The sequence below is a fragment of the Enterococcus sp. DIV0756 genome, from assembly GCF_051710745.1.
GTDB lineage: Bacteria > Bacillota > Bacilli > Lactobacillales > Enterococcaceae > Enterococcus_A.
This window is the reverse complement of sequence record NZ_JBIOLF010000002.1, coordinates 407114-430133: the sequence shown is the minus strand read 5'-3', so window position 1 is coordinate 430133 and position 23020 is coordinate 407114. Positions and strand designations below refer to the sequence as shown.

Sequence of the window (23020 nt, the reverse complement as noted above, 5' to 3'; positions counted from 1 at the left end):
GGTTTTTTGAATTCTTCTCTTAAATCACTGTTTTCTGCAATTCAGTAAAGCTTTCCACCGTTTTGATCTGCTCGCTGCCTCGTGCCCAATGGTATTCTTTACAAGGAATCCCCGTTGCATTGCTGACTAGTTCTTTAAAATGTCCAACTTTCTCCATAGTATTCAGATGGAATCGTTTATTGCCCCATACGCCATAAATATCGTTGGAAGTTCCCGTTGGTTGCGGTTGATAATAAATAAACATACCGATTTCATTCCTTTCATTATTTAATATACCGGTGTCAATCGCTTCTAATTTATTTGGATTTTGTTTTTTGAGGGCATTATACGTGGGCACTAACATACTTAGATAGTGTTGATACCCACTTGCGGCATAATCGGCTTTTGCGCCACCAACTCTAAATAACCCCTTACAAAAATCTTCAATCGTATTTTTCCCTTCGACTTTGTAAAGTCCATTTCTAGCAGATAATAAGAAAGTATATGCGTTGAAATAGTCCTCCAAAGTATCAAAATGAACATAGTAGCCGCCTTCATTTGACGGTCGTGCACTGCCTCGACGCATACGTATTCCTAAGTCTGAGGGGACGTTGAAGGGTTCTGAAATGCCGCTCCAATTATTGTCGATACTTCCGACCAACGATATATTAGGATCGCCCCAATGGCTTTCAATAAACATTTGAGTAATTAAAAAACTAGGTTTCAAATGGTACGTTTTGGAATGTTGAATAATCCGTTTGATATTCTGTTCAGAAATAGCTTTACCCGCATTAACCAGTGACCCTGAATTGTATTCTGCTGACATTGATAATCCCTCCTCTTAATCGCCAAAAGTATAGTACATATCCGAAAATAGTAGCTTAATGTTTACCGAAGTGACCACTTCTTACTCATTATTATAGGGGAATACATGGTCGTTTTTGTTGCCGCAAAAAGGACATATGCTAGGAATGGTTCATCTTAAAGGTAAAAGACTATTTACTTATTTATTCAGAAATTTCTCCCAAACTTTTGTGCAAATTTCAATAAAGTGTTTAAACCTTGAATAGTAAGAAAATGAAAATCGACAATTAGGAGATTGTTATTTTATGGATAAATATTAAGAATATGAAATTTTTATGTCTTAGGAAATTTTCATTTGACGTCAAAAACCACTAGATTTCGCGGGTCTTTCCTTAAATTTTGAAAGAAAATCAGCTCATTATTTAAAAATATAAAATTGACTGTTTCATCGTAAATAAAAATGCATTTTTTTAAATTCTGCTCTATAGTTATATCGGACAATTTAATATAGAAAGAAGTGTTCCGGATGAACCGGGTGAAAAAAGCTTTTAAGAATCGTTGGCTGATCCTAATGACTGTCAGTGTACTATTTTGGGCCAAAACAATTTTAGCCTATTACGTGGATTTTTCATTAGGCGTAGAAGGGTCCATTCAATACTTCATTTTATGGATCAATCCAATTGCCACAACGTTACTGCTGTTTGGGGTTTTCCTCTACGTCAAAAAATTTAAACCAGCTTTAATCGTGTTGTTTTTGATGGATCTGCTGAATACCTTGATTTTATATTTGAACGTGATTTTTTATCGAGAGTTTACAGACTTCGTCACAATCAAATCGATTTTAGGTTTTTCAAAAGTTTCGCAAGGCATTTCCGGCAGTTCCTTTGCCTTAATGAAAGTGCATGATAGTTTATACTGGGTAGATTTGTTGGTGTTTTTGGGGATTCTGATTTATCTTTTTGCTAAACGCAAAGAAATTGACAGTAAACCCGTCAAAAAAACGTTCGCAGTGGCGCTCAGCTGTTTATCAGCGCTGATTTTCTCAGTCAACTTGTCGTTGAGTGAAGCCAATCGCCCACAATTATTACAACGGACGTTTGATCGTTCCTACATCGTAAAATACCTAGGATTGGATGCCTTTACGGTTTATGACGGTATTAAGACGGAACAGACTAATAGCGTGAGAGCTCATGCTTCCAGCAATGGCTTAACCGACATTTTGAAGTACACAAAAAGCCACTATGCAGCACCTGATCCAAGTCGATACGGGGTTGCTAAGGGGAAAAATATCATTGTGATCCACTTGGAAAGCTTCCAGCAATTTTTAATTAATATGAAGGTTGATGGTCAAGAGGTCACCCCCTTCTTAAATAGTTTAGAAAATGACAATAAGCAAACATTGGCCTTCGACAATTTCTTCCATGAGGTCGGTCAAGGGAAGACCAGCGATGCAGAAAATATGCTGGAAACAGGAACCTTTGGCTTACCACAAGGCTCACTATTTACTCAATTAGGTTCGGATAATACATTTCAAGCTGCGCCTGCGATTCTGAAACAGGAAGCTGGGTATACGAGTGCCGTTTTCCATGGAAATGTAGGCAGCTTCTGGAATCGCGATCATGTGTATAAAAATCTCGGCTATGAAAACTTTTTTGATCGCTCGTATTTCAATAAAAGTGATGAAAACTTAGGGTATGGGATTTTAGATAAAGATATGTTGAAGGAAACGGTGGGACATTTAGAACATTTGCAACAGCCGTTTTATACGAAATTCTTGACCGTAACAAACCACACACCGTATCTAACCGATGATAAAAACTTTAACTTCCCAGCATTAAAAACGGGAAATAGTACCGTAGATGATTATGTTCGGACTGCACACTATTTGGATGAATCATTGCGTCAATTTTTTGATTATCTAAAGGCTTCAGGAATCTATCAAAATTCAATCTTTATGATTTATGGCGATCACTTTGGTATCTCTGATAGCAATAATAAAGATTTAGCAAAAGCGCTAGGAAAAGACCCAACGACTTGGGACAAATTTGATGATGCGCAAATGCAGCGAGTACCTCTAATGTTCCATATCCCAGGTTATACAAATGGTGGGATACAACATCAATATGGCGGAGAGATCGATGTTTTACCAACACTTTTGCATTTGATGGGAATCGACAATCAAAATTATATTCAATTTGGTACGGATCTATTTTCACCGAAACATGATCAAACTGTAGCTTTTCGAAATGGTGATTTTGTTTCGCCAACCTACACTGAATTGGGCGGTGAAACTTATGACAATAAAACAGGTGAAAAGGTTGATCCAAAAGCGTTAAATATCGCGCCAGAAATCGATAAGGAACAGAAACAAGTGAAGCAGGCGTTGAGCTTGTCAGACAAATTGAACCAAGAAAACTTATTGCGTTTCTACACGCCAAAAGGGTTCACGCCTGTTGATCCGCAAAAGTATGATTATCACGATCTGGATAAGAAAAATGAGGCGATCGAAAAAGAGAAGGGTAGTCAATCAACGAGCCTGTTTTCTAAGAATGGGAATAAAACAACTACCGCTTTATATCCGCCGATTCAGTAGCACATGCAGGAAGCATCCGGTAATGGATGCTTCTTTTTTTAATTAGGATTTTTGTTGTTTAATAGGTGCTTAGGTATTTGCTGAGTGTCGCCTAGTGACCTCTGAGCTGGGATGCAAATGATTTATCAACGAGCGGAACGTTGGCCAATCATTTCAACAACTGGGTGATTATTTGATAGAACCAGTGGGAAATCAGTAAGATCGTTAAGTCATAAAAGGCATCTTTTAAAAGGCTGGAAGTATTTCTTTTTAAGGTGTTGAACATACGAATCATCCTTTCGAATTTGGAAGTGAACTTAACATAACTAGCGAAGCTTATGGCCCGCTTAAACAGAGCTAAGAAAGTTTAAATTATTATGCTGAGTTTTGTTTGATTGGTGAATGAATTCAGATTAGAATGGGGATATAGCGTTGAAAGGGTAGGAGAAATATGGAAAATTTTGAGCAGTTACTTCAATTGATCTTTCACCCCATTGTTTTAGTGTTAAACATTCTCTCTATTTTTATTATTTTATATGGGGCAATTTTTTCTTTTATCAAATTGATTCAATCAAGAAGTCAACAGGATTATTCTTCCGTTTTGCATAAAAACAAGTGCATCAAAGCGTATTTAGGTAGCTATATTTTGCTGAGTCTGGAATTTTTGATCGTCGCTGACATTATCGAAACGATCATCAACCCCACATTCCAAGACATTATTAAGTTAGCGATGATCGTGTTGATCCGAACGATGATCTCTTACTTCTTAAATAAAGAAATAAACGAATTCTCTGATGAACAATAAAGATTTTAAAAAAGGAATTACTTGTTCTTCTTAACAATCTAGTAATTTATAAAAAAGAAAGAAGCATTCAAAATAAGCTGAATGCTTTCTTTTTTTCTTTGCAAATTGTTATTGATTCCAGTTTGAAGGAGTGGTATGATAGTTTTGTTTCGGGAGTGGATGGGTTCTGGTGTTCCCTCTGGTCTTCAAAACCAGTATGAGGAGTTAGGAGCTTCTTGGGTAGGTTCGATTCCTACACATTCCCGCCAATTAAACTATTATGTCTGACAAACACTGATTTGACGCTAATCTCAGTAGTGTTTGTCAGATTTTTTTATTTGTGTTGACTTTTTACATCTGTTCAGTCTTTAATATTCAGGTGATTAATCGTTTTATGAAGGAGAAAGAAACATGAAGGAATATAAATTTGAATCAACAATTTATGCGTCAGAAGTCGGAAAGGGAGGAGCTTATGTAATCTTTCCGTATGATGTTCGAGAAGAATTTGGAAAAGGACGTGTCAAGGTCCATGCGACTTTTGACGGGGCGGATTATGATGGAAGTATTGTAAATATGGGCATTAAGAATGAGGATGGAAGTATTTGCTATATTTTGGGGATACGCAAAGATATTCGGAACAAAATTGGAAAAGATATCGGAGACAGTGTACATGTTGTAGTTGCAACATCTGAATGATTTCAAAAACGATAGGTGTGTTTAATTAAGTTCTTTTCAAACCTAGTTGTGAACAGCCATTAAATGAAAATGCGTATTTTTTTATTAGAGGCTTCTTGTTGGATACGTGAACAGTTTATTATGAAAATACTAAAACACGCTTGTTTTATCTTTTTCCGAATTATATGATTAATAAGTAAATGCTGTGCCTTATCAAACTACAAATATATATCAGTGACGGGGGTGCTAAGTGGGAGTTTCAAAAAGAAATAAGAATATTGAATTGCTTAGGATTATTAGTATGCTAATGATCGTTTATCATCATTACTATGTTCATAGCGGTTGGGTGTTTCCTAATGAGTTTTCTGGAAAAGCCGCTTTTATTATCATTATGGGAAGTATGGGGAGAATCGGTGTTATTCTCTTTGTTTTAATTACAGGCTATTTTTATTCACAACAGGAGCTAAAGCCGAAAAAAATTCTAGCATTATCGAATGCAGCCAGATGGTATGCTATTTTATCGCTAATAATAGTTATCTTCTTCACAGATACCAAATTGGAATTAACAGCTCAAGAAATCGTTCCTGCATTGTTTCCAGTTGGATTTGGCTATTATTGGTTTTTGATCCCGTACGTCATTCTGCTACTATTAAACCCATTTATAAGAAACTATTTAGTTAGTGTAGACAGAAAGAAAAAATTATTGGCTACATTACTTTTAATTATCGTCCTGCATATTCCCGGATTGATCGGCATTATTACACAAACGGAAGGCTATTATGTTCCCAGCAGTCTTCTCACTTTTTTTTACTTCGTATTGATAGGTGATTTATTAAAGAATTATCAACATGAATTAGCAACAAAATATTTCAATTACGTCGTTTTGCTGTTTGTTTTCAGTGGGATGTTGCTTGTATATAAGGGGCTATTTTATCAACCCTATGCTGTGGAAGATTTTCCGAAATTACCAGCGTTCTTCTTAACTGGAATCGAAAGTATTAATGCGTTAATTTTTAGTGCAACGCTTTTCGTGATCGTTCTAACAAAAATTTCCATCAAGAAGAATCTCGTTCTGTTTGTGGCACCGTTAGTTTTTGATGTATACCTTTTACACGATAATAAATACATTCGGCCATTGATTTGGCAGACGATTTTTAATAATAAAGAATCATTTGATAGTTCCTGGTTGATTTTAAGAAGTATTTTTGAACCGTTGGTTGTTTTTATCGTTTGTTTATTATTTGCCTTTGTGCGCTTTACACTATTTGGCGTAGTAAAAAGAAAGTTTCAGAAAAATTAGCTTGTCGATTTTCTAAAGAAAGGTCGACGCGACAGCAAACTTTTTATAATCCATATAGGATTGATACTCATTCACAGGAATAACCTATAATAAAAAAAGATTCTTTAGAAAAACTTTATTTTTGAAAAATAGTGCACATCAGTATATTAAATCATTGAGTAGAGGCGCTTTTCAAGCATAAAATAGTAGCTAGCTATCTTCTTATACTTGATTAGTTAGCTTGGAAAAAAGGAGATTCTCATATTATTTTGCTTTTGCCATCCATACGTGTTAAGGTAACTAAGTAATACTTTGATATGTGACTAGGTTGTTATCTATATTCTTTAAGATACTTTTTTATTACACGTCATTCTTTATTACAAATAAACACATTTGATGTGTAATTGGAGGTACTTTACATGAATAAAGGTACAGTAAAATGGTTTAATGCAGAAAAAGGTTTTGGTTTTATCACTGGTGAAGATGGCAACGACGTGTTCGCTCATTTCTCAGCTATTCAAGGAGACGGTTTTAAATCTTTGGATGAAGGCCAAGCAGTAACTTTTGATGTTGAAGAAGGCCAACGTGGCTTACAAGCTTCAAACATCGTAAAAGACTAATATTTGTTTATTTACGGATAACTAAGAAGATCGGAAACGATCTTCTTTTTTTTAATATTTGAAGGAGGATGTTCACATGGCAAGCACCTATGGATTTAAATCTCCAAAGCCCTCTTTTTTGGGGGAACGCTTCTCGGTAGGTCAAGAGGTATTTTTCGAATATAAAAAGCAAACACAACGAGGGATCGTAAAGAATAAGTTGAATAATTCAGCAATCGTAAAGATCATAAAAAGTGAAACAGAAGATTTGAATGATTTTACAACGGTGATTAGTTACGATAGCCTAGTTGATCCGGAAACAAATGTTTAAAACACGATAATTTTCTTCGAAGTAACGAGTGTTGTTATGAAAAGAATAGATAAAAATAAATAGATATACTAAACGTCCCGAGAATAACTCAAGGACGTTTATTTTTTATTCAAAAAATTCAAACACACCAATTGTACCATTTGCGCGAAAAAGAATACGATAGTTTTGATAGGCCAATCCTTCTTCGTACGTTCGAGCATAGACTTTGACGGCATGCTCAAAGGATTCCTTAGTGACCCCCAAAAATTCTGCGCACTCCCAAACGTTAGAAAATCGTTCCTTATAGCAGGCTATAATATCCTCTGGGGTTACGACTAGCGTAGCGCCAACATCCCGTGCACGTTGCTCTTGCTTCCGCTGTTCTACGGTGTCTTGGCTGATTAGGTCGCCTGAGCTGGTTAAATAGTGCGCAATTTCTTCGGCCACAGTGTCTGTCAATTCCTCGGAGGATTGTCGTGGGTTTAAGTAGATGTGATTATCGATATACAATCCTTTTTGTCCATCTGGCATAGAGGGGTCAAAAATATAGTTGATCCCTTGGAAATTGGCCATGAGTTTTTCTGCTTTATCCATCTACTCAATCCTTCTTTGCATGTTTTTGCTTAATGAAATCAATGTAATTCAAAATGTCTTCCATTTGTTCTTCGGTTACTTCATCATCTATGTGCGCAGCAACAGTCATCTGTTTTGCTGAAAAAGGATTCTTCTGTTCCCTTCCGTGAAGATAATCCAACGATACGTTAAAGAAGTCAGCAATTTTGTTTTGTGTTTCAATATCAGGCGTTCGCTTTCCTTGTTCATAGGAAGCATAGGTAGTTTTCGCAATCCCTAATTCTTTTGCCATATCTACCTGAGTGAGATGTGGTGTTTTTTTTCTTAATTTTTTTAATTGTTGAGCCAACATGAGCATATACTCCCTTCTATTTTATTGTAACACGTTACGTATTAAATTTCCTGTAAAAAAGAATAATAAATTTACAAAGTACTCGAAATGTATTACCATTGAATTAGAAAAAAGTTTTTTTGGTTTTTATGAAATACTAATCAATAAAAAAAGTCTGACAATTTAAGATTGTTTCAGTTATTTTTAGGGGGAGAGACGATGGAGAAATGGAAAAAAGATTACTTGAAGGGAATCCTACAAGACTATCCTAAGATGGAAGATTATTATCTAGAAAGAAAAGAGAAGTTGCTTTGGCACAGTAAACAAACACAGTATCGTTCCAATACAGAGGCGAAGGACAAGCAATTGTTGATCTCAATTTCGCTTGACCGACAACTAATCAATTTGGAACGAAATCAGAGGATCATTTCTCTGTGTTTAGAAAAAACGACGGAAGAAACAAGAAAAATCATCGAACTGCTTTATATGACAGAACATCGGAAGGTCAATCTTGATTTAGTCGCCGATCAAGTCTTTTTAAGTAAACGCCAGGTCATTCGTTTACGTGATGCTTTTTTTGAAGAACTAGCAGAGCATCTAGGGATCTGATGTCTTTTTTTTGGCAACAAAACAAACATACGTTCGTATAAAGTATAAGTATAGCAAGAAGAGAGGGATGAAAACTATGAGTGAAGCAGCAATTGCTTTGAAAAAGTTCAGGAAAATGCGTCAAAAATTTTGTGAGTAGGAAGTGAGAATCTTGATAATTCAGAAGGATTGATTAGCCGTTGTTTTTTTGATTATATCGATTTTGCATCATTATTAGAGAGGGAAAACACTGTGGTAAATCAATACGTTTGAAGTCAAGATGATGATAGATAAACATTTTTGGAGGTGAGAGAAGGCATGGATAACTTTATTTCGACAGTTCTCAATAATCCGGAAAGTATCGGATTTCCTGTACTTTTTGTCTTTCTCTTAGTCTGGGTGATGAAGCAGAATAATACACGAGAAGAGCGTTATTTGAGCACCATTGATGATTTGACAGAGTCACTTAAACAGATTGAGAGAATCGAGACAACAGTAAATCGAATACACGAAAGGATAAGAGAAAATGGATGAGATTTTAACACACATTTTGGCGACGGGATTAAGCTTTGCGCCGATCATGATGATTATCACAGAAGGTGTAAAGCAAACTCGTTTAGTCGCTACACGGTATTTACCGATAGTATCGCTAATTTTAGGTACAGGTTTAGGAATAGCGATGGGCTTTCTTTTTAATCAGTCGCTAGGAGAATTGGCGCTCGGCGGGCTTGTTGCTGGCGGAATGGCTTGCGGGTTGTACGACGCCACGAATAAATATGGGCATAGCAAAGAAAATCCCTGAGGACTTCAGTCTTTAGGGATTTTCTCTACTATTAATTTTCTCCTAATTTTTCTCCGCCTTTACGATCAACATCATTGGGCGACGCATCTCATCTTTCATTCCTGGAATATCCAGCATATTTTCAGGCGGCATTGGCTCGACAATACGTTTGATCTGGAAGCCATTCGTTAGTAAATTATCAAGATAGGTGGTCAAGGTTCGATGGTATTTTTTAACATCACTACCGAGAAAATGAGCGATGCGTTCTCCTTCATAAAAGTAATTATCGACAGGAAAATGAGCGATTGCTCCATTCTCATCATAAAACCAGTCTTGGGAGCCCTCTGCAGTGAAAATTGGATGCTCGACTGAAAAAATGAATTGTCCCCCAGAAACCAACCAACTTGCAATATTTTTCGCCAATTTTTCAAAATCTTCAATATAATGGATCGCTAAGGAGCTGATTACGATATCAACAGTATTTGGTTTAAAAGTGATCTCATCAATACTGTCGTGAAGGTAGGTAATAGTATCAAACGTCTTCTTTTGACGTGCGACCGCCAGCATTTTTTCGGAAATATCAACACCCATGACGGAGGCTGCACCGTGTTCTGCTGCATACAGACAGTGCCAGCCATAGCCACATCCTAAATCGACTACCTGCTTTTCGTTAAAATCGGGTAGCAATTCTTTTAACGTTTGCCATTCACCCGCTCCATCCAATCCTTGCTGACTGCGCGTCATCCGACTATAGCTCTCAAAAAATTTCTCATTATCATAAATATTTTTCATTGTTATTCCTCCATGTAATTTGTCTTTAGTTAAACTACATGGAGAACGTCTCTTTTGTGTGCAATCATCTTTATTCCTCGCTTTCGTTAAATTTCATTCATCCAGTAAGTGCGATCAATCGGTTCGACGAAAATCTCGAACTCGATGGATTCGTTTTCAATAATATGAGTAACCCCGTGAACCAACAAGAATTTATCTGGCTGTCTCAGCTGTAACGTATCGCCTACGTGAGGAATTAGTGTGAGATCCACTGTTCGTTCTTCTTTACGGGTGAGGATGTTTTTTAAGTTGGCTTTGTACATGTTTGTTCCTCCAATTACACTTGTGTTCATCCTCTTTAGTGTAACACACAAAAGAGAAAGTAGAAGGAGGATTTTTATTTGTTATTTTTTCGAAAGTCATGAAAACTTGATGCCTAGTCCATCAAAAAAAGACCGGCCAAAAATGGCAACGGTCCGCAAGTGAAAAAAACAAATTCTATAAAGGATGGGTAATACCCGCTTTTTACTATAATAGGAAAAGGCTTTCTTTGCAATTTTTTTGCTCAAAAAGAGCCGTCGCAGGGCAACGACGGCTGGAGTCCTGGGAAGGAACTCGGATAAACAAATGAACTACTGTTACCTTAATGGATTGTCGAAAAAGATACAAGAAAAATGCTCACAGGAAAATAGAATATTGGAGGAAAGTGACTGTCTAACGCTTCCATTGAATGATTTAAAGTCTAACGCTTTTTGAATAGGTGTTGAATGCCCATCAGATAAGGTGGGTTGACAAATATCTTTGACGCTTTCATTAAAATAAAGTTGATTTCGTTTCACAGATTTCTTATTTTCCTTTATAATTTAATAAAGGAGGCGGTTACAATGATTAGTAAATACAAAAATATTTTAGTAGCAATTGACGGATCTGAACATTCGGAACATGCTTTTGATGAAGCCGTCGAAGCAGCCAAACGTCACGATGCCAAGCTGAATGTTATTTCAATCATTAACGACAGTGAACTTTCCACCAGCGCTTTCTCCTTCAGTAAAATTTACGCAGCAGAAAAAGAACAAGTCGAAAACGAAATGTTGAAAAAAGTTCATGATGCGGCTCGAAAAGAACTTGAAAATGTGGAGCCTTTTGTTGAATTGGGCAGTCCAAAAGAGAAAATCGTCGAATTTGCGAAAGATAATGATATTGATATGATCTATCTTGGTGCTACTGGTAAAGGAGAAATTCGTCTGTCTCGAATCGGTTCAACCGCAGCTTATGTTGTCAATCATGCGCCATGTAGTGTAACTGTCATTCGTTAGCGGTGTTGAACGCGTAAAGAAAAGAATAGGGACATTCATTCAATTGAATAAGGATTTCAGTTCCTCTTTTCCCAGAAAAAATGGCGCGAAGTTAGGATATAAGCAACAACAAACCAAGGCAAGGACAGTTTAGAGGAATGACATACGGCAAGAAAATCAGACTTACTATTCTGAAGAAAAAATAAATTCATTCAATTGAATAAGGATTTCAGTTCCTCTTTTCCCAGAAAAAATGGCGCGAAGTCAGGATATAAGCAACAACAAACCAAGGCAAGGACAGTTTAGAGGAATGACATACGGTAAGAAAATCAGACTTATTTTTCTGAAGGAAAAATAAATTCATTCAATTGAATAAGGATTTCAGTTCCTCTTTTCCCAGAAAAAATGGCGCGAAGTCAGGATATAAGCAACAACAAACCAAGGCAAGGACAGTTTAGAGGAATGACATACGGTAAGAAAATCAGACTTATTTTTCTGAAGGAAAAATAAATTCATTCAATTGAATAAGGAGTAGATATCATGGTTAGTAGATATAAAAATATTATGGTTGCGGTCGACGGTTCGGATCAATCGGAAGGGGCTTTCTTTGAAGCGATCGGTGCTGCAAGACGAAATGAAGCTAAATTATATGTTGTTCAAGTCATTGATGATTCGAGTATTTTAATGAGTAGTGCGCAGCCGATGGATGATATTTTAGCCGAAGAATCACAACGAGCGAAGCAATATCTAGAGAAGCTAAAGGAACGTGGACGCTATCAAAATATGGAACTCGTTCAATACATTGGCAATCCTAAAAAAGCTTTGACAGAAGAATTACCGAAACAATATGAAATTGATTTGATTTATGTTGGAGCAACAGGTAAGGGACGTTTTCAACGTTTATTGGTTGGTTCAACGAGTGGCTATATTGTCAATCATGCGCCATGCAATGTAATGGTTGTACGATAAAAAAGGTTTTTGACGAAGAAATTATTCGTCAAAACCTTTTTTTAATTGTTCTTTCAAAAGTGTGTAGTGGTTCATGTCTCGCATTTTTCCGTGAAGCAATGAATCTTGTGGTTCAGTACTAGTCAAAAGAAAGCCGCAACGCTGTGCCACACGGTTGCTAGGGCCATTTTCAACGTCGACACAAAGCACTAGTTTGTTTAAGCCAAAATCATTAAAGGCCAAATGACAAAGGGCTTTGACGCTTTTTGAAATAATTCCTCGTTTGGTAAAGGAGGAATGCAACCAGTATCCGATTTCGCCCTTACCTACTTTGAGATCAATGTTATGAATATCAATACAGCCACAAATTTTTTGATCCTGTAGAATGAAAAAAAGATAATCAGTACCATCAGCATATCCATGTAGCTTCATTTTGATAAAGTTCTTTTCATCCTCAACCGTTTTTGTTTCCGCCATGACATCAATAAAGGCCTCAATGTGTGAGCGATCAGACTCAATTAAAGCTAAAAGTTCTTCAGCAGCCTCTAGCTGAGGAAAGGCAAAAGCTAACTGATCATCAATTTGATAGGTAAAAGCATTCATAGACAGGACCTCCAAAGATTATTTTATCAAAACATATCAGTCTGGAATAGGAATGTCAAAATGAAATCTAGGCAATCCCTATTTATAAACATGAAACGTTAAAACATTTTAAAGTATTTGTGTTTCAAGGGCTTTTCTTTGTCACCTTTTATAATAGTCCGTATAATTTCGAATGGACTATTGATGCTAGGTGATGAAATGAAGAAAAAAGGAATAGTAATCTTGCTGCTTATTTTAGTAGCGGCTAGTGGAGGAATTTATTATGCTCAAGGAAAGAATGGATTGTCTGAACTAATTGAGCAGCCTCAAGAAAAAAATAAGATTGTGTTAGATGTTCCCTTGGAGAGTCAATTTGACGGTGTTGCCTTAGAAAATGGTTGTGAAGTTACTGCGCTTTCAATGCTATTACAATATTATGGCTACAACACGGATAAAAATGAGCTGGCCGATGAGCTGGACTATCAACCACTATACACTGAATCAGGAAATCATGGGAATCCCCATTTGGGATTTGTGGGTGATATTACCGGTGGAGATGAAGCGATGGGTGTTGCTGTAGAGCCAATCGCAAAGCTGGCCAAAGAGTATGTCAATGATGATTATCGCGTGGCAGCCGGGAACAAAAAATCGTTTAATAAAATCATGGCGGTTGTAGCCAGCGGGAAACCCGTTTGGATCGTCGCGACCGTGGATTTTCAAGTACCAAAAGATGAGGATTGGTTATTGTGGGAGACCGATCAAGGCAGTATGTATGTCACACCATTGATCCACTCTGCGGTTATTACTGGCTTTGATCGTAAGAAAGAGGTCGTTTACGTCAATGATCCTTACGGCTATCAAAATCGCGAGATTGATTGGTCCGATATGCAGAAAGTCTACCAGGAATCTGATCAGCAATCACTGTATTTAGAAAAAAATTAGGTCGTTTTTTACCACTTCAATTCATTTTGAAGTGGTTTTTTAATGTTCGCTGAATAAAAAAAGGATATTGGAACAAACGCTGCTATTACACTGTTTTTATCAAAAAAAAGAGCTTACAAATTAGTGGCAGCTTGTTATACTAGAAGAAAAGGGGGAGGCGCCATGACTGAACGTTATTGCAATATTTTAGCTGCAGTAGACGGGTCGCCGCAAGCCCACCAGGCGTTAATGGAAGCTGTCGAAGCTGCACGAAGAAATAATGCACGTTTGTATATCGCACAGGTCATAAACAGCAGTGGGTTGCTGTTGAATCGTGCGACGCCAATTGCCCAAATCATTGAAGAAGAGAAGAAAGCCGCACTCAAGCTGTTGGAAGAAGAAGTTGCAGGAGTCGATTATTACAATAAACAAATGATTACTTGTGTGGGAAGTCCCAAAAAGGCCCTTTGTTTTGATCTGCCAGAAGTTTATAAAATCGATTTGATTTATATTGGCGCTACTGGTAAAGGTAAATTAGAGCGTATGCTTGTGGGTTCTACTACCGACTACGTAGTGAATAACGCACCTTGTGATGTGATGGTCGTAAGATAGCGAAATCTGTGCGTTTGGTCAACTAACGTAATTAAACAGGTCATCAAATAGTAAGCAAAAAGGAACTGTGCCAAACGTCTTCTTGTCGCAGTTCCTTTTTCCGATTAAACGGTGTTCCAGAAGTAGCTTCTTCGGAAATAAGCCGAAATTTCTTGAAGCTGACTAATTCTGGAACACGCCCTTTTTTGTTTCAAGGATCTTTAATGAACGCTGGGCTTCTGAAACGAACTGAGTTTCCTTTTGTAGAAGTTCTTTGCTTTGAGGGAAAGCCGAAAAGCAAATCAAAATTTTCCATTGAATCAAAACGTCAGTCTTATATGACTCTTTAATCTCTAGCAAGAGTTGATAATTTTTTGTAGTCGCTAGACAGGGATTGTAAAAGACCATATAACCAATGGCATCAATCAATTCCCGCAATTTTACATTTGGTAGTTGTGTAGCAGCATCCAAAAGGGTGGGAAAAATTTCCGGATTCATACGACCTAATGAGCGAGCAATCAAGTCTCGTGGTAAAGGGAAGGAGCTCTTTTTTGAGGGCGACACCGGAGAGTGATGTTGATTTTTTCCAATTTTAGCAAGAAACGGAAGCATTTTCTGGGCAGTAGCTGAATCACCGCTTTCTAGTTTTTCAGTAATCGCTAATCGAGTATACAGGGCAGATTCATTCACCAAAGCGTCCAAAAGAATGTTCGTTTTATCACAATTTAATAGTAAAAGCTTTGCAGAAATTGTTCGTTCGAAAGGTTTTTCTGAGGATAGCAAGCTCTTCAATTCGTCTGTTGACTTCTTTTTATAAGGGATTAAATCTTCGTTTTCGACCCATCCGCGCTGTTTTCGTTTTACGAATGTATGCAAGAATCTCACTCCTTTTTAAAAAGTATAACAGAAATTAGTGTTATATAATTTTGTGTTTTAATTCACAAAATTGTTGATTTTTCATATACCCTATGATATTATCAAAAAAAGAAGGAGTGATGGGAATGAAAAAAGTAGTTGCGAATCCAATGGAATTAAGAGATGCTATTCGTTGCGAGAAGAGAAATATTTCAATCACAGGCGGCTTTGCTAAAATGATGCAGCCTTTAGCTTTAGAGAAAGAAGCAGATGTTGAAAAACTTGATTTGCCAACCTTTGTTAAGCTGGCTTTGGATCCTACAACATTGGAGACACTGTCAACAGCATATCGAGTAGCCGCAAAAAATGACCATACTGGTTTTGAATTAGAATACGTAAAAATCTAATTTTTTTCAAATTATTTGTGAAAAAAATATCAAACTAGAATCATCCTATCCTTATAGTAATATGCTATAAGGATATTTTTCTGATCGATAAAATAGCTCAATATCAGCGTAATAATTATTTTTATAATTTATTTCTAACATAATTGGAAAAAGGGAATACTTTCGAAGAATAAAAATATTTAGTCACATTCAGAATAAATTTAAAAATGTTAAAAAAACAATTCGTAAAATCACCAAAATGACAAAGAAATCTGTTAAAATATGAATATGAGGAAGACCTCTCTCAATCTTTCTTAGCTAGTTTTATTTGACTAGCATCCCCTTTAAGCACCTTGTGATCAAGGTGCTTTTTTCTGTCTACTATTTTACTGATTATTTAATAAGAGACTGGAGGTTGTGGTCTTTTTAAGTTGGCCCTCTCACAACATTAATTGAGTAGGTTCTAAGTGTGCATAGAAGATATGCGAAAAATAGTCATTTTAGAAAACGATTACCATTTTCTGTACAAAGGTACCTGTGATTCGTTACAATAGAAAAAAGGGGGTCTTTATTATGAAGGAATCATACAAAAGAATACTTGTTGCAGTTGATTCATCTGAACAGGCACGTCGAGCATTCCAAGAGGCTATCGAAGTCACCCGCAGAAATGAAGCACATTTGTATATTTTGATCGTATCAGATACCAATCACTTAGGGGCAGAGCCCTATGCCGTAGATCATATTGTGAAAGAAGCGCAGAAGGCTGCACGCACAGTTGTAGGATCATTGGAAGAAGCGATTCCAGAGGATATCTCTTATACCACTGTCGTTGATGATGGAAATCCAAAGGCTAAAATTGTTGGCTTTGCAGAAGAGAAGCAGATTGATTTGATTTTGATGGGGGCTACAGGAACTGGTACTTTTTCAAGATTATTGTTAGGATCTACGACAGCGTACGTTGTCAATAATGCGCCATGTAATGTAATGGTTGTTCGATAAAGAGGCTGACTCATAGCTGTTTAGCGTCAAGAAATATAAAGGAAATTCTAAAAATTAGTTTTAAAATTTTTGTGAACTGTCGGCTTATTTCTGCAGACGCTACTTATGAGTCGCCATTTATTCGTGAAAAGGAGCTGCCCCAAAAGTCGATAAGACATTGAGGCAGCTCCTTTTAGCTTGCAGATTGATAAGATTGAATATCATTCATTAATTTAGTACTGCCTAAGACCGCATATTTAGCGACAATGAACTGTCCTCGTGTATTTCTTTTTCCGAGTACGACAATTTTCATACCAGCTTCTACATCAGCTAGAAAGTTTAACGAGTGAGCAGCGATTAGACAGTTGGTATTCGCAAGTTGAAAATAAACTAAAGGCTGTTGTGAAAATTGGATAATTTTTAATTTTGTGACAGTTCCCTTAATTGACTCCATCGTTTTTCCTCCTTGTGTGAATGCCTTTGAAAACAAGCTCATCATTTTTACGTTCAAACTGAAAATAGATATCCTTCTTACGTCCGGTCTTTTTAGCAGGGATGATAAAATAATCACGATTTTCGGCATCCATTTTGGCGGTAATCTGGTTCAAAAATAAAGCTAGTGGCAGTGAATCTTTCACTAAGGAATCATAGGTTCGATAAAAAATTTCAACAGAATCTGGACTAATCATAGACATGGTCATCACCTCAAGAATATTATACGAACATTTGTTCGTAAAGTAAAGTAGAAGACTAAAAACTTCTTAAAATAATGTACGCATAAATATAATAGTCATTTGAGGATTTAAAGTTCTTTTTTATATAAGACAAACAAGCAACCAAAAGAGCAAGCAAAATAATCCGATGATGCGATAAATCCTATATTTGGGTTGGCGATAAAGCCAATTGTAGAAATTAGTCATAATAATCTATCCTCGTTTCAAGTATCTAACAGATTCATCTACTGTGAGTTTAAAGCTTAATAAAATGGAAGAACACGCCTGCAAAATCTGCAGGCGTGTTCTTTGCTAAAGTGTGGACGGCTGGAATCGAACCAGCACCTCTGTCTTAAATGCGGACTACATCATTGAACGAGTAAAACACCAAGTTCATCCACGTTTACAAGTATAGCGAATCCGAAGTGGATTTGAAAGAAGCTTTCCAGCAATTAAAAAAATATTATACTTTTCTTTTTTTCTCGAATTCCTCTGAAAATTCTTTAGCAATTAACCAACCATAGCTTTCAGTAATGGCTGCGGCAGTTGATCCGTTGACAACGTTGCCTGCAACAGGGAGTTTGCCTACAAGGAAACGCGCAGTCATTTGGCCTGCTTTTTGGGCCAGAAATTGAGTGGCGAGCGCTTTTGCGGCACCTTGTTCAAGCTTGACATGAAAGACCTTGCCTAGCGCAATCACCATAGCTGTTTGAATAGGTAATAAAACGGTCGCATCAGGAAAAGGTAGTTGAGCCATTCCTGCCCCAACACCTGCAGCAGCGGTCGATGCGCTATGAATAATGAGATGGGCTTTTCTTCGTTGTATTTTGTTCATCTCTGAGTCTCCTTATTCTCTTCTTGATATTTTGTGTAGATAATTTTTGTTGAGCCAAGTCTAGCATTTTAGTTTGAAAAGAACAATTTTTCAGAATGCGTTTAAAGCAGTTTTAATGATTACATAGTGAAAAAACAAAGAGAATTGACTATTTTCATTTTTCGAAGAAACGGTAGAATGATAAAATGAAGGAGAAAGGGGCGGCAAATATGGTTGATGAGTATAAAAATATTTTAGTTGCTGTCGATGGTTCAAAACAGTCTAAAAAGGCGTTTGATGAAGCCATCAATATTGCGAAGAGGAATAAAGGGAAACTGACTTTAGCAACAGTGATTGATACGGCCAGTTTTAGCGGAACAACAGGCGGAAATTCAATTGCCTTAATGCAGGAAGTTCGTGAAAAAGCTCAGGGCATTATTACGGAGTTGGAACATCATCGCATGGCGGATGAGCAAGAGGTTCATCTATCGTCTCAAATCGTAGCCGGAAATCCTAAGCGAGAAATTGTTGAACTGGCACAAAAACTTGAGACTGATCTGATCGTGATGGGGGCAACTGGATTAGGGGCATTGTCCTTGCTATTTGTCGGTTCTACCACGGCTTATGTAGTAAATCAAGCCCCTTGCAATGTGATGGTTGTAAAATAAGTACGTAAAAACGTCTGACGGAAGTCAGACGTTTCTTTCGTCTAGCGTCATGATCAGTTCATTCCCATCGTCATAAACATACATGATTTTTGGAAATTCAATCTCCTCGTAGGCTTCGACATAAGGCGCGGTGATGCCATCAGAAAAATAAGGGTCGCTTTGGGAATAAACAACACTTAAGGTACGAGCGATTTTGTTTTTGAAAAAGTGGAAACGCTGTGGTGAAGTAAGCGGCAGTCCCTTCATCGGACGCATAAAAATCATATGCCAGATTTCTTGCTGCATATGTTCAGGAACTGTGTCGAAAGCAACTTCACTTCGTCGTGGTTTTGTCGGTTCAAACATTTTTCTCAACCCTCTCTTAGCTTTATCATATCAGGTTTTATGAAGAAGAAAAGAGGAAAGAATCAAATTCTAACTATTTAGTTCGTTAAAACAGTTTTTTTAGGTTAAAAATGATAAGGTAAAAGAGAATAGATAAAGATTTTTAGCGCATAAAATCAATTTTTTAATTAACAAATGAATGAGGGTGAAAAATATGCGTTATGGAATTTTTTTTAATCCAAATGCAGGGGATGGAGACGCTGAAAAATTAGCAAAAAGAATGCAGGAAAAATTTGAACAGGCTGGCCACTCAGCGGATTTTTTGACAGCACCGGATCCTGAAAAAGCAGTCGAAACAGTAAAAGAGGCAATTGATGAATACGAGGGGATTGTAGCGATTGGCGGTGATGGTTCGTTAAACATTGTCGGAACAGCGTTCGTTCAAGCAGGAAAATCGTTGCCGTTGGGAATCATTCCGGGAGGCACGATCAACAATTTTGCCAAACGTTGGCATTTACCTATGGATGAAGAGGAAGCAATGGATGTAATCATTGCAGGACACCAACGTCAAGTTGGGATCGCGGCCTGTCAAGATCGACAAAAGGCGGTTATTAGTTCGTTTACTTTTGGTTCATTCGCGGATATTTCCAATGAAGTTCGCCAAAGTGAGAAGCGAAAATTCGGTTTAATTGTTTATCCTTTGAAGGCCTTGAAACAGATTGGGAAAGATACGTCTTATCCAGTTGAAATTAAGGCGGATCATTTTCATGAAAAATTGAAAGTCTGGTTTTCTTTAGCGACCACGACCCATTCAATTGGCGGAAGAACCTACGTAGATTCAGATTATGATAAGTTGCATGTTAGTATTTTGCACAATATGCGCTTTCGGAAATTGCTTCAGCTTGCACGTTTCATTTTTACAGGTCGTCTGAAGGATTCTGATGCAATGACCTATCTTGAAACAAACAAATTAGAATTAACACCATTGACGGATAAGAAAATTTATTCACGGATCGATGGTGATAAGGGACCTGCGTTACCTTTAACAGTGGAATTTTTGGCAGACTTCGTGCCGCTATATGTACCTGAAAAAAGAGAAGAATGATAGGAGGGTTTAGTAATGGATAAAAATATGGAAACACTGCTAGCAAATGCAGACACATTTACATTGATCACGATTGATAATCGCGGATTTCCGCACGCAATCGCTGTATCTCCACCGCTAGAACGAAATGGTTTTTACTATTTCAAATTCTACATCAATGGTGAGGGACGAACAGCGGAAAACATTCGTCATAATCGGTCCGGCAGTTTGTTCTGTTTTGACAAAGAGAAGCATGAAAGCATCGCGTTGAAGGGGTATCTGTTTGCAGAGGAATTAGTTGAGTATAAGAAATTAGCTGCACAACTGAATGAATTTCAAAAAGAACTGAACTATGAGCATCCCATGATCGCTGTTTTTGAGACATTGAGTGTGAAGCATTATGAAAACATGCATGGAGAATTTTTAGATGTGCCAGAGAAATAAAAAACGCTCTCCCGCTTATCAGCGAGAGAGATTTTTTTGTTTAATCGACTTTAGCCGCAATAGTGCCAGAAGCTTTGGCTTTTTTGATAATGAAAGCAAGTACCAATGAGAAGATGATACAGCCAATTCCCATAGCGATGGCATACATGAACATCATGTTGAAGCCGGCTTTTCCTGGATTATTATCTAACCAGCCGCCGATCATGGTGTACATAAATACATCTGGCAAATAACCAAGACAAGAGACAATCCCGGATACACGACCGGTCATTTCCACTGGGAAACCAGCATCATCAATGATCGCGAAATACTGGCTGCGTACCACATAGATAAAGAACAATCCGAAGATAAAGTTCACAATAACAGCGACTAGCATGCCTGCGCTGGCCGGCAATACTAAGAACCCAGCGAAGCTAAGTGTCAATAAAGCTGCGCCCCCGATGATCACCCGCAGACGCGAACCCATTTTGTCAGCGATGATCCCGCCGATGATTCCGCCAGCGGCTTGCACTAAATAACGAATCGCACCGAGCTGCGCGCCGCCCGAGACAGACAGGCCATAAACATTAATGGCGAAGGTATTGATGTAGCCTAAAATGCCATACATGCTGTAGGCGAAGAATACGATCGCAACCAATACCCACGTGCGGGGGATTTTCAGCGTTTTAAACATGCCGATGACAACTTTAGAAAGCGGTTCTGAATGTGTTTCTGCTTCCGTGTCTTCAATAACAAACCAATTTAAAATACCAATGACGAAAACAGTGATGGCACACACACGAATAGCCCAAGCGGTTCCCAATACTTCATTCGAGAAGCGAACGAACACGGCATTCATTCCAACTACTAATAACCAATTTAGCAACCCTCGTAAACCTTCCTGCCAACCAAACAAACGTCCTTGCTCTGAACTATCACCCAACATCCGTGTAGCTTTGATCGCCGCTGACCAATAGGTGATGATCGTGGAAATTCCCATCAAGACGAAAATGAGCCGACTGATCTGGAAGCCCGGAAATGTCGAGAACCACCAACCTAAAACACCGGTAACCAAGAATGAAACCGTCAGCAACTTTCGAGCCGAGAATTTATCCGCAACGACCCCGCCAACAAAGTAAGAAAAGGTTGCCATTGTAGCATAACCTGACGAGAGCATCCCCATCTGTGCGTTGGTTAGATCCATCGCTTTTTGGATTGGCACATAAAAGGTTTCTCGGATATAAGGAAGCTGAAAGATAATCCCAGCCCCGGCTGACAATAGCAACAACGTTCCCCATTTTTTAACTGCTTGCTTGTTCATATAACACCCTCCTGCTTGTGAATTTTTCTGTAAAAGAACGCAAAAAAGAAGCAACGCTTAAATAAGCGTTACTTCTCTCTGGGCTCCAGTAACATCCAAAGTATAGAATTATATGAAAGCGATGTCAATGTTTTTTAAAATAAAAAAATTTCTAAGGTACGTAATTAGCAAAATTTCCTCTATAAAAAAGTCAAAAAAATGTTGATATTTCAAGGCGTATTGTATTTCCATTTTTTATTATAGGATTGACGAAACTCATGTTATCCATTAGACTGTGAAAATAAAGAGACCAAAAAAGAAATAAGTTTGAAAAAATGAAAAGTGATTCTAAAAAAATAGGCTCTCTTAATTTATGGATTTACCAAAAAGAGTTTGTGAGATACAACGTAATGAAAGCGCATAAAATTACTTGGTAGGGATAAGGATAGAAATGAAGAGAAAAATTATTCAGATGATGGAAGACAATCCGTTGATTGCCGCGATTAATAATAAACGTAGTTTTGAAAAGGCTTTGACTTGCGAAAGTGACATCATATTTGTCTTGTATGGAGATGTTTGCAGTATCGTAGACATTGTCGATCGTTTGAAGGAGGCCGGGAAAATCGTTATGGTTGATGTGGACTTGATTGATGGCTTAGCAACAAAAGAAACCGCCGTTGATTATTTAAAAAGAGCCACTAAAGCAGACGGAATCATTAGCTCGAAATCGATTTTATTGCGTGCAGCAAATGCTCGCGGACTATTTACTATTCATCGCTTCTTTTTGATCGATTCAAAATCGTTTCACAACTTGCCAAAACAGCTTGGAACCTCCAAAGCGGATGTTGTAGAGGTTTTACCTGGGGCGATGCCGAAAGTGTTATCGTGGGTACAGGATGTTGTGGATGTACCAATTATCGCAAGCGGGCTAGTATGTGATAAGGAATTAGTGATGACGGCATTACAGGCAGGAGCAGTAGCAATTTCAACGACAAACATGGATGTTTGGGACATTTAAAAAATTAAAACGGTAGTTGATGCTAAGAGGACAGAGAAAAGCGGACACCAGCTTATTTGGTGTTCGCTTTTTTG

Annotated in this window: 31 protein-coding genes and 1 tRNA gene; 20 read left to right on the top strand and 12 right to left on the bottom strand. The window is 37.6% G+C overall.

Annotated features, from left to right (window positions below):
• Positions 1–19 precede the first annotated feature (19 nt).
• Entirely contained in the window at positions 20–805 is a 786-nt protein-coding gene (locus IGI44_RS18520) for a glucosaminidase domain-containing protein (RefSeq protein WP_438789412.1), read from the bottom strand.
• Positions 806–1309: 504 nt separating this feature from the next.
• Between IGI44_RS18520 and IGI44_RS18515 the strand changes: the two genes are divergently transcribed.
• The 7 genes from IGI44_RS18515 to IGI44_RS18485 all read left to right on the top strand — a co-directional run bounded on the left by IGI44_RS18515 (position 1310) and on the right by IGI44_RS18485 (position 7023).
• Positions 1310–3376 carry an LTA synthase family protein gene (locus tag IGI44_RS18515; protein ID WP_438789411.1) on the top strand — a complete coding sequence of 689 codons (2067 nt, stop codon included), beginning with the start codon at positions 1310–1312 and terminating at the stop codon, positions 3374–3376.
• A gap of 430 nt (positions 3377–3806) precedes the next feature.
• A complete protein-coding gene (locus IGI44_RS18510) occupies positions 3807–4160 on the top strand; it encodes a DUF1622 domain-containing protein (protein WP_438789410.1) in 354 nt (117 codons plus the stop codon).
• A 151-nt stretch (positions 4161–4311) separates the two neighbouring features.
• Positions 4312–4408, top strand: a tRNA-Sec gene (locus IGI44_RS18505).
• Between the two features lie 142 nt (positions 4409–4550).
• Entirely contained in the window at positions 4551–4835 is a 285-nt protein-coding gene (locus tag IGI44_RS18500) for a DUF1905 domain-containing protein (RefSeq protein WP_438789409.1), read from the top strand.
• 229 nt (positions 4836–5064) lie between these two features.
• On the top strand, positions 5065–6114 hold the full coding sequence (locus IGI44_RS18495; protein ID WP_438789408.1) for an acyltransferase family protein: 1050 nt from the start codon (positions 5065–5067) through the stop codon (positions 6112–6114).
• A gap of 398 nt (positions 6115–6512) precedes the next feature.
• Positions 6513–6713 (top strand): cold-shock protein, encoded by a 201-nt coding sequence (locus IGI44_RS18490; protein ID WP_216410722.1) that lies wholly within the window; start codon positions 6513–6515, stop codon positions 6711–6713.
• 76 nt (positions 6714–6789) lie between these two features.
• Positions 6790–7023, top strand: coding sequence for a hypothetical protein (locus IGI44_RS18485; RefSeq protein WP_438789407.1), 234 nt, complete (start codon positions 6790–6792; stop codon positions 7021–7023).
• 105 nt (positions 7024–7128) lie between these two features.
• On the opposite strand, the gene IGI44_RS18480 is transcribed toward IGI44_RS18485, so the two are convergent.
• Both IGI44_RS18480 and IGI44_RS18475 read right to left on the bottom strand, forming a co-directional pair.
• Positions 7129–7596 (bottom strand): ImmA/IrrE family metallo-endopeptidase, encoded by a 468-nt coding sequence (locus IGI44_RS18480; RefSeq protein ID WP_438789406.1) that lies wholly within the window; start codon positions 7594–7596, stop codon positions 7129–7131.
• Positions 7597–7600: 4 nt separating this feature from the next.
• Complete coding sequence (locus IGI44_RS18475; protein ID WP_438789405.1) at positions 7601–7927, bottom strand: helix-turn-helix domain-containing protein; 327 nt, start codon at positions 7925–7927, stop codon at positions 7601–7603.
• A gap of 198 nt (positions 7928–8125) precedes the next feature.
• Between IGI44_RS18475 and IGI44_RS18470 the strand changes: the two genes are divergently transcribed.
• From IGI44_RS18470 to IGI44_RS18460, 3 genes are all read left to right on the top strand, one after another.
• Positions 8126–8515: a transcriptional regulator gene (locus IGI44_RS18470; protein ID WP_438789404.1), complete on the top strand. Its 390-nt coding sequence runs from the start codon at positions 8126–8128 to the stop codon at positions 8513–8515.
• A gap of 297 nt (positions 8516–8812) precedes the next feature.
• Complete coding sequence (locus tag IGI44_RS18465) at positions 8813–9028, top strand: BhlA/UviB family holin-like peptide (protein ID WP_438789403.1); 216 nt, start codon at positions 8813–8815, stop codon at positions 9026–9028.
• Entirely contained in the window at positions 9021–9296 is a 276-nt protein-coding gene (locus IGI44_RS18460) for a holin (RefSeq protein WP_438789402.1), read from the top strand. The genes IGI44_RS18465 and IGI44_RS18460 overlap by 8 nt, the downstream gene beginning before the upstream one ends.
• 42 nt (positions 9297–9338) lie before the next feature.
• Here IGI44_RS18460 and IGI44_RS18455 read toward each other — a convergent pair whose 3' ends face one another.
• Both IGI44_RS18455 and IGI44_RS18450 read right to left on the bottom strand, forming a co-directional pair.
• Entirely contained in the window at positions 9339–10067 is a 729-nt protein-coding gene (locus tag IGI44_RS18455; RefSeq protein WP_438789401.1) for a class I SAM-dependent methyltransferase, read from the bottom strand.
• 86 nt (positions 10068–10153) lie between these two features.
• Positions 10154–10369 (bottom strand): hypothetical protein, encoded by a 216-nt coding sequence (locus IGI44_RS18450; RefSeq protein WP_438789400.1) that lies wholly within the window; start codon positions 10367–10369, stop codon positions 10154–10156.
• A 561-nt stretch (positions 10370–10930) separates the two neighbouring features.
• Between IGI44_RS18450 and IGI44_RS18445 the strand changes: the two genes are divergently transcribed.
• Entirely contained in the window at positions 10931–11362 is a 432-nt protein-coding gene (locus IGI44_RS18445; RefSeq protein WP_438789399.1) for a universal stress protein, read from the top strand.
• 519 nt (positions 11363–11881) lie between these two features.
• The gene (locus IGI44_RS18440) at positions 11882–12310 is read left to right on the top strand and encodes a universal stress protein (RefSeq protein WP_438789398.1); all 429 of its coding nucleotides are present in this window, start codon (positions 11882–11884) and stop codon (positions 12308–12310) included.
• A gap of 21 nt (positions 12311–12331) precedes the next feature.
• Here the strand turns inward: IGI44_RS18440 and IGI44_RS18435 are convergent, their stop codons facing one another.
• The gene (locus IGI44_RS18435) at positions 12332–12892 is read right to left on the bottom strand and encodes a GNAT family N-acetyltransferase (RefSeq protein WP_438789397.1); all 561 of its coding nucleotides are present in this window, start codon (positions 12890–12892) and stop codon (positions 12332–12334) included.
• Positions 12893–13090: 198 nt separating this feature from the next.
• Here IGI44_RS18435 and IGI44_RS18430 point away from each other — a divergent pair, with 198 nt between their 5' ends.
• Positions 13091–13813, top strand: a complete 723-nt coding sequence (locus IGI44_RS18430; RefSeq protein WP_438789396.1) for a C39 family peptidase — start codon at positions 13091–13093, stop codon at positions 13811–13813.
• Positions 13814–13975: 162 nt separating this feature from the next.
• Positions 13976–14404, top strand: coding sequence for a universal stress protein (locus IGI44_RS18425; protein WP_438789395.1), 429 nt, complete (start codon positions 13976–13978; stop codon positions 14402–14404).
• 162 nt (positions 14405–14566) lie between these two features.
• Here the strand turns inward: IGI44_RS18425 and IGI44_RS18420 are convergent, their stop codons facing one another.
• Positions 14567–15259, bottom strand: coding sequence for a hypothetical protein (locus tag IGI44_RS18420; protein WP_438789394.1), 693 nt, complete (start codon positions 15257–15259; stop codon positions 14567–14569).
• Positions 15260–15384: 125 nt separating this feature from the next.
• Here IGI44_RS18420 and IGI44_RS18415 point away from each other — a divergent pair, with 125 nt between their 5' ends.
• A complete protein-coding gene (locus IGI44_RS18415; RefSeq protein WP_438789393.1) occupies positions 15385–15645 on the top strand; it encodes a hypothetical protein in 261 nt (86 codons plus the stop codon).
• Positions 15646–16197: 552 nt separating this feature from the next.
• Positions 16198–16623 (top strand): universal stress protein, encoded by a 426-nt coding sequence (locus tag IGI44_RS18410; RefSeq protein WP_438789392.1) that lies wholly within the window; start codon positions 16198–16200, stop codon positions 16621–16623.
• A 172-nt stretch (positions 16624–16795) separates the two neighbouring features.
• Here the strand turns inward: IGI44_RS18410 and IGI44_RS18405 are convergent, their stop codons facing one another.
• The 3 genes from IGI44_RS18405 to IGI44_RS18395 form a co-directional block, all read right to left on the bottom strand.
• Positions 16796–17056 (bottom strand): hypothetical protein, encoded by a 261-nt coding sequence (locus IGI44_RS18405; RefSeq protein WP_438789391.1) that lies wholly within the window; start codon positions 17054–17056, stop codon positions 16796–16798.
• A complete protein-coding gene (locus tag IGI44_RS18400; protein ID WP_438789390.1) occupies positions 17043–17297 on the bottom strand; it encodes a DUF5960 family protein in 255 nt (84 codons plus the stop codon). The genes IGI44_RS18405 and IGI44_RS18400 overlap by 14 nt, the downstream gene beginning before the upstream one ends.
• Positions 17298–17778: 481 nt before the next feature.
• Positions 17779–18150: a hypothetical protein gene (locus IGI44_RS18395; protein ID WP_438789389.1), complete on the bottom strand. Its 372-nt coding sequence runs from the start codon at positions 18148–18150 to the stop codon at positions 17779–17781.
• A 209-nt stretch (positions 18151–18359) separates the two neighbouring features.
• On the opposite strand from IGI44_RS18395, the gene IGI44_RS18390 reads away from it, so the two are divergent.
• Entirely contained in the window at positions 18360–18797 is a 438-nt protein-coding gene (locus tag IGI44_RS18390) for a universal stress protein (protein WP_438790295.1), read from the top strand.
• A 24-nt stretch (positions 18798–18821) separates the two neighbouring features.
• Here IGI44_RS18390 and IGI44_RS18385 read toward each other — a convergent pair whose 3' ends face one another.
• Positions 18822–19142, bottom strand: coding sequence for a DUF960 family protein (locus IGI44_RS18385; protein ID WP_438789388.1), 321 nt, complete (start codon positions 19140–19142; stop codon positions 18822–18824).
• A 193-nt stretch (positions 19143–19335) separates the two neighbouring features.
• Between IGI44_RS18385 and IGI44_RS18380 the strand changes: the two genes are divergently transcribed.
• Both IGI44_RS18380 and IGI44_RS18375 read left to right on the top strand, forming a co-directional pair.
• Positions 19336–20226: a diacylglycerol/lipid kinase family protein gene (locus IGI44_RS18380; RefSeq protein WP_438789387.1), complete on the top strand. Its 891-nt coding sequence runs from the start codon at positions 19336–19338 to the stop codon at positions 20224–20226.
• Between the two features lie 15 nt (positions 20227–20241).
• The gene (locus IGI44_RS18375; protein ID WP_438789386.1) at positions 20242–20649 is read left to right on the top strand and encodes a pyridoxamine 5'-phosphate oxidase family protein; all 408 of its coding nucleotides are present in this window, start codon (positions 20242–20244) and stop codon (positions 20647–20649) included.
• 40 nt (positions 20650–20689) lie between these two features.
• On the opposite strand, the gene IGI44_RS18370 is transcribed toward IGI44_RS18375, so the two are convergent.
• Entirely contained in the window at positions 20690–21949 is a 1260-nt protein-coding gene (locus IGI44_RS18370; protein WP_438789385.1) for an MFS transporter, read from the bottom strand.
• 430 nt (positions 21950–22379) lie between these two features.
• On the opposite strand from IGI44_RS18370, the gene IGI44_RS18365 reads away from it, so the two are divergent.
• Positions 22380–22946 carry a glycerol-3-phosphate responsive antiterminator gene (locus tag IGI44_RS18365; RefSeq protein ID WP_438789384.1) on the top strand — a complete coding sequence of 189 codons (567 nt, stop codon included), beginning with the start codon at positions 22380–22382 and terminating at the stop codon, positions 22944–22946.
• Positions 22947–23020: the final 74 nt, after the last annotated feature.